Annotated in this window: 5 protein-coding genes; all 5 read right to left on the bottom strand. The window is 62.8% G+C overall.

What is annotated here, in order from left to right; translation table 11 throughout:
* Positions 1-75: 75 nt before the first annotated feature.
* Entirely contained in the window at positions 76-912 is an 837-nt protein-coding gene (gene pstB, locus CTR55_RS00345) for a phosphate ABC transporter ATP-binding protein PstB (protein ID WP_296283503.1), read from the bottom strand.
* A gap of 52 nt (positions 913-964) precedes the next feature.
* Positions 965-2641 (bottom strand): phosphate ABC transporter permease PstA, encoded by a 1677-nt coding sequence (pstA, locus tag CTR55_RS00350; protein ID WP_296283505.1) that lies wholly within the window; start codon positions 2639-2641, stop codon positions 965-967.
* 25 nt (positions 2642-2666) lie between these two features.
* Positions 2667-4700 carry an ABC transporter permease subunit gene (locus CTR55_RS00355; protein ID WP_296283514.1) on the bottom strand — a complete coding sequence of 678 codons (2034 nt, stop codon included), beginning with the start codon at positions 4698-4700 and terminating at the stop codon, positions 2667-2669.
* Between the two features lie 395 nt (positions 4701-5095).
* A complete protein-coding gene (pstS, locus tag CTR55_RS00360) occupies positions 5096-6067 on the bottom strand; it encodes a phosphate ABC transporter substrate-binding protein PstS (protein WP_296283506.1) in 972 nt (323 codons plus the stop codon).
* Between the two features lie 244 nt (positions 6068-6311).
* Positions 6312-6634 (bottom strand): hypothetical protein (locus tag CTR55_RS00365; RefSeq protein ID WP_296283508.1); only part of this gene is annotated, 323 nt, incomplete at its 5' end.

Below are 6634 nucleotides of genomic sequence, written 5' to 3' on the forward strand. Positions count from 1 at the left end.
CGAAAGCCGCTGGCTCCGGGCCGCTGGCTGGTGGTGTTCTCCGGGAAGTTCTAGCGCGCAGGCAATACCGCGAAACTAGCCGTAGCGACCGGTGATGTAGTCTTCTGTCTGCTTCTTGGCCGGGTTGGTGAACAGGGTATCGGTATCGCCGAATTCGATCAGCTTGCCCATGTACATGAACGCCGTGTAGTCGGAGACGCGCGCGGCCTGCTGCATGTTGTGGGTCACGATGACGATGGTGAACTTGGATTTCAGCTCGTAGATCAGCTCTTCGATCTTCAGGGTGGAGATCGGGTCCAGTGCCGAGCAGGGTTCGTCGAGCAACAGGACTTCCGGCTCCACGGCGATGGTACGGGCAATGACCAGGCGCTGCTGCTGACCGCCGGAAAGGCCGAGGGCGGATTCGTGCAGGCGGTCCTTCACTTCATCCCACAGGGCCGCGCCCTTGAGTGCCCACTCGACGGCTTCGTCGAGCACGCGCTTCTTGTTGATGCCCTGGATGCGCAGGCCGTACACCACGTTCTCGTAGATGCTCTTGGGGAACGGATTGGGCTTCTGGAACACCATGCCGACGCGACGACGCAGCTCGGCGACATCGACGTTCTTGGCGAAGATGTTGTGGCTGTCCAGCAGGATCTCGCCCTTGACGTTGCAGCCGTCGACCAGGTCGTTCATGCGGTTGAAGCAGCGCAGCAGGGTGGACTTGCCGCAGCCGGACGGGCCGATGAAGGCGGTCACGCGCTGCTTGGGAATGTTCATGCTGACGTCGAACAGCGCCTGCTTTTCGCCGTAGAACAGGCTCAGGCCGGGCACTTCGAGGGCGACGGTCTCGCTTTCCAGGTTCATGCCCTGGCGCTCGCCACGACCGAGCGCGCTGATGTCGATGCCGTGGGATGCGGTTTCATGTTGCATGTTCAGTCTCCTTGGGAGGCTTGGCGGCGGGCTCGGCCCGCCGCCTGCAGAATCAGTTTTCCAGCGCCTTGTACTTTTCGCGCAGGCGGTTACGAATGGCGACGGCCGAGAAGTTCAGCAGGGCGATCACCATCACCAGCAGCAGCGCGGTGGCATAAACCAGCGGGCGCGCGGCCTCGACGTTCGGGCTCTGGAAGCCGACGTCATAGATGTGGAAGCCCAGGTGCATGATCTTCTGGTCCAGGTGCACGTACGGGTAGTTGCCATCCACCGGCAGCGCCGGTGCCAGTTTCACCACGCCCACCAGCATCAGCGGCGCCACTTCGCCGGCGGCGCGAGCCACGGCGAGGATCAAGCCGGTCATCATCGCCGGGCTGGCCATTGGCAGGACCACTTTCCACAGGGTCTCGGCCTTGGTCGCACCCAGGGCCAGCGAACCTTCGCGGGTAGCGCGCGGGATGCGCGCCAGGCCTTCTTCGGTCGCCACGATCACTACCGGCACCGCGAGGATGGCCAGGGTCAGCGAGGCCCAGAACAACCCCGGCGTACCGAAAGTCGGCGCCGGCAGGGCTTCGGGGAAGAACATCCGGTCGAGCGAGCCACCCAGCACATAGACGAAGAAGCCCAGGCCGAACACACCGTAGACGATCGCCGGAACGCCCGCGAGGTTGTTCACCGCAATGCGGATGATGCGGGTCAGCAGGCCCTGGCGAGCGTACTCGCGCAGGTAGACGGCAGCGATTACACCGAACGGGGTGACGATCACCGCCATCACCAGGGTCATCATCACGGTGCCGAAGATGGCCGGGAAGATACCGCCTTCGGTGTTGGCTTCACGCGGGTCGTCGCTGAGGAACTCCCACAGCTTCTTGAAGTAGAAGCTCAGCTTGGTCGCCACGCCCATCTGGTTGGGCTGGTAGGCATGCACCAGCTTACCGACGCTGATTTCGGTTTCCTTTCCGGAAGCATCGCGCATGACGATGCTGTCGCGGTTGAACTCCTGGTGCAGGCCGTTGAGCCGCTCTTCCAGCACCTTGTACTGGGCGTTCAGCTCGGCGCGGCCGGCGGCAATGTCGGCCTCGGCGGTGGCATCCAGCTTGTTGTTCAGCTGCAGGCCACGCTCTTTCAGGCGCAGGCGTTCCAGGCCGTGGTTGATGCCGCCGATGTCCTTCTTCTCCAGCTGATACAGCCTGGAGTAGAGCTCGTCGACGCGCTTCAGGCGAGCTTGTAGTTCGGCCATGGCGGCCGGACCTTCGGCGACCACCTTGCCGTTTTCCTTGACGCTCAGCAGGTAGCCATAGAAGTTGCCCCACTCGCGGCGTTCCAGGGTGACCAGATCGGCGGGGTGGCGACGGTCGGTCAGCCACTCGCCGATCACCCAGGAGAAGTCGCTGCCGTAGAGGTCGCGGTTGCCCAGTTTGAGCAGTTCACGGGTCATGAACTCCGGACCGTTGTCCGGGACCGGCAGACCGGCACCGCGCAGGCGTTCGCGCGGTACCTGTTCGATCTGCACTTCTTCGCCGATCAGCGTCTTGGGCGTTTCACCGGGGACGCTGTAGCTCGCCTCGATCACGTCCGCCGGCCAGAAGTGGCCGAGACCGCGCACGGCGATCACGGAGAGCAGACCGATGGTCATGATCACGGCGATGGACACAGCCCCTGCGTTCATCCACACCCAGGGAGAACCGCTGGCAAACCACGCTTTGACGGATTCCTGTTTCTGTTTCACGGAACGTAGCCTCGTCGGGCGTCGCTTAGAGCGACGCGTATTTCTTGCGCAGGCGCTGACGGATCAGCTCTGCCAGGGTGTTCATCACGAAGGTGAAGGACAACAGCACCAGTGCCGAGAGGAACAGCACGCGGTAGTGAGTCCCGCCCACCTCCGACTCGGGCATTTCCACCGCGACGTTCGCCGCCAGCGTGCGCATGCCCTGGAAGATGTTGACGTCCATCACCGGGGTGTTGCCGGTGGCCATCAGCACGATCATGGTCTCGCCCACGGCGCGGCCCATGCCAATCATCAGCGCGGAGAAGATGCCCGGGCTGGCAGTCAGGATCACCACGCGGGTCAGCGTCTGCCAGGGCGTGGCACCCAGGGCCAGGGAGCCGTAGGTCAGGCTGCGCGGCACGCTGAAGATGGCGTCTTCGGCGATGGAGAAGATGTTCGGGATCACCGCGAAGCCCATGGCCAGGCCCACTACCAGTGCGTTTCGCTGGTCGTAGGTGATGCCCAGGTCATGGCTGATCCACAGGCGCATGTCGCCTCCAAAGAACATGGTCTCCAGATGGGGGCTCATCCACAGCGCAAAAGCGCCAGTCGCGAGGACCACCGGGATCAGGATCGCTGCTTCCCACCCAGCCGGCAGGCTCAGGCGGATGCGCTCGGGCAGGCGGCTCCAGAGCAGGCCGGCGGCCAGGATGCCCAGCGGCGTGAGCAGCAGCAGGCTGAAGATGCCCGGCAGGTGGCCTTCGACGTACGGTGCGAGGAACAGGCCGGCGAAGAAGCCGAGGATCACGGTCGGCAGCGCTTCCATCAGCTCGATTACCGGCTTCACCTTGCGGCGCATGCCCGGAGCCATGAAGTAGGCGGTGTAGACGGCGGCGGCAATAGCCAACGGAGCGGCCAGAATCATCGCGTAGAACGCGGCCTTCAGGGTACCGAAGGTCAGCGGCGACAGGCTCAGCTTGGGCTCGAAGTCGGTAGTCGCGGCGGTGGACTGCCAGACGTAGCTGGGCTTGTCGTAGCTCTCGTACCAGACCTTGCCCCACAGCGCGCTGAACGACACTTCCGGGTGCGGGTTGCTCACGACGAAGCGGCGCAGTTCGCCTCCCTGCTCGAGGATCAGGCGGTTGGCGCGCGGCGAGAGTGCCATGGCACCGGCCGACGGAGCGACGTTCTCTACAAGCAGCGTGCGGTGCGCGGTGCTATGGAAGATGCCCAGGTTGCCCTGCTTGTCGAGCGCCAGGAAGCCCTTGCGGCGCTGCTCCGAGGCGATGCTGGCGATCGGCTGGTCACCCAGCTTGAAGTCGCGCACGTGGGACAGGCGCGGTTCGCCGTCTTCGCCACGGGCCATGAACCACTGGCCAATGCCGCCCTTGGAGTCGCCGACCATCAGCGAGATGCCGCCGAGCAACTGGGTGCTCGCGGTCACTTCGGCGGAGGCGTCATCCAGCAGCTTGTAACGGCCGTTGAGCTGGTGAGTGTTCAGGTCGAACACATCCGCCTGGGCGCGACCATTGAGCACATAGAGCCACTGTTTGCGCGGGTCCATGTAGATGGCCTTCACCGGCTCGGCAATCTGCGGCAGGTTGATCCGCTCTTCCTGCAGGGTGCTCTCGCCGGTCAGCATGTTTTCCTGCTGGGTCAGGCCGAGCAGGAGCATCTCGCTACCGGTGGAAGCGGCAACCAGCAGGCCGTCGTCACCCGAGACAATCGCCACATGCTCCAGGGGGCGACCCTGGGGATCCAGGCTCATCGCGGCTTCGCCGTAGGGATAGTCGATCTGCGGGGTGATGGTCTTGTGGTTGTCCGGGTAGGTGACCTTGTAGGTGTGCTTGAACACCAGCACCTGGCCGTTGGACAGGCCCAGCGCGACGGTCGGGTGCCCTGGCTGGTCCTCGGCGATGGAAGTCACGCTGGTGCCGGCAGGCAGCTTCAGCGCAACGCGGTCCATCTCGTCGCCTTTCTTGGCGTCGAAGAACACCACTTCGCCATTGGCCGCGACGCGCATACCCACCATGTTCTGCTCTTCGATGCTCAGCAGCAGCGGCGCCTGGGCCGTTTTCAGCCAGGCCGGAGCCAGGGGGTCACGCGTCTCCAGTTCGGCGCCGCGGAACAGCGGCAGCACGACGTAGGCGAGGTAGAAGAAAATCAGGGTAATGGCTGCCAGCACGGCGAGACCGCCGACCAGCACGTACCAGCGGGTCAGTCGATCCTTGAGCGCCCGGATACGGCGCTTGCGCTGCAGGGCAGGCGTATTGAAATCGATCCGCTCGGGGAGAGAAGAAGTCATCGGGGAGTTGGCCATGTCGTTCATGGAGTGACACCCTAGCGGCTCTGTATGACAGAAAGATGACATGGAAGTGACGCGACAAAGCCCACCAGCAGAGCCATGCTGGCGGGCTCGGTCGATAAAGCGTCAGCCCATGCCGGGCGGCGGTTTCCGCCCGGTTAAAGGGCTGATTACAGACCCAGGTCCTTGATCGCTTTTTCGGCGACTTTGGACGGCAGCGGGATGTAGCCGTCTTTCACGACAACCTGCTGGCCAGTCTTGGAGAGCACCATCTTCAGGAACTGGGCTTCCAGCGGGTTCAGCGGCTTGTTCGGTGCCTTGTTGACGTAGACATAGAGGAAGCGCGACAGCGGGTAGGTGCCGTTCAGGGCATTCGCTTCGTTGTCTTCGATGAACTCGCCGCCTTCTTTCTTGGCCAGGGCAACGGTCTTCACGCTAGCGGTCTTGTAACCGATACCGGAGTAGCCAACGCCATTCAGGGACTGGCTGACCGACTGAACCACGGAAGCCGAACCCGGCTGCTCGTTGACGTTCGGCTTGTAGTCGCCTTTGCACAGGGCTTCTTCCTTGAAGTAGCCATAGGTGCCGGACACCGAGTTACGACCGAACAGTTGGACGGGCTTGTTGGCCCAGTCACCGGTCAGGCCCAGGTCACCCCAGGTCTTCACTTCCGACTTGCCGCCGCACAGGCGGGTGGAGGAGAAGATGGCGTCGACCTGCTGCATGGTCAGGCCTTTGATGGGGTTGTCCTTGTGCACGAAGATCGCCAGGGCGTCCACAGCCACCGGAACAGCAGTCGGCTTGTAGCCGTACTTCTGTTCGAAGGCCTGCAGCTCGACGTCCTTCATCTTGCGGCTCATCGGACCCAGGTTGGCGGTGCCTTCGGTCAGAGCCGGCGGCGCAGTCGAGGAGCCGGCGGCCTGGATCTGCACATTAACGTTCGGGTACAGGCGCTTGTACTCTTCCGCCCACATGGTCATCAGGTTGGCCAGAGTGTCGGAACCGACGCTCGACAGGTTGCCCGACACACCGCTGGCTTTCTGGTATTCCGGCAGGGCCGGATCGATCGCGGCTACCGCACTGGCGGTGCCTACGCCTGCAGCGACAAAAGTCAGGGCCGCCATCAAACGCTTGAGTTTCATGCCTTGCTCCTTAAGGAGAATGGGGTTGGATGGAACGGGGGCCAGTATCGTCAGGCCGCATGAAGACTCTATGACGCGAATGTGACAGTTGGATGAAATGCCATCAGTGAGGCAGCAGGCGTTTTGTAACAGGAACACAGCTGTCCGCAGGAAAGGGAGAGAAACACTGAAATAGCTGTTCTAGAGCGGCTATGAGCCAAGATTTCAGCTCAGCCAGCGAACGTATGCAGGCGCGCGGCGTGCCTCATCCAGCCATGATCATGGCGATGAGGAAGCAGCTCATGCACACCAGGTAAGGCAACAGGAGCCATTTATAGATGCCGTGCCGGCGCCCGAGAAAGAAGCCAAAACCTGGGATGATCAAGGCGAGAAGCGCGGCTGGCCCGGCTCGCGTCACAAGCAGGCAGAAGGCGAGCAACTGACCGACGCTGAGACTCAGGACGCCCAGCAGGATCAAGCTAGAAATCAACGTTTCCATGTCGAGCAGCATCCTTTTTCGCGCCACAAAAGCAAAACCCCCGGCCAGCTTTGCTGACCAGGGGTCTTGGGATAGGAGCTTGACGATGA

The sequence above is a fragment of the Pseudomonas sp. genome (assembly GCF_002796985.1).
In the GTDB taxonomy this organism is placed as follows: domain Bacteria; phylum Pseudomonadota; class Gammaproteobacteria; order Pseudomonadales; family Pseudomonadaceae; genus Pseudomonas.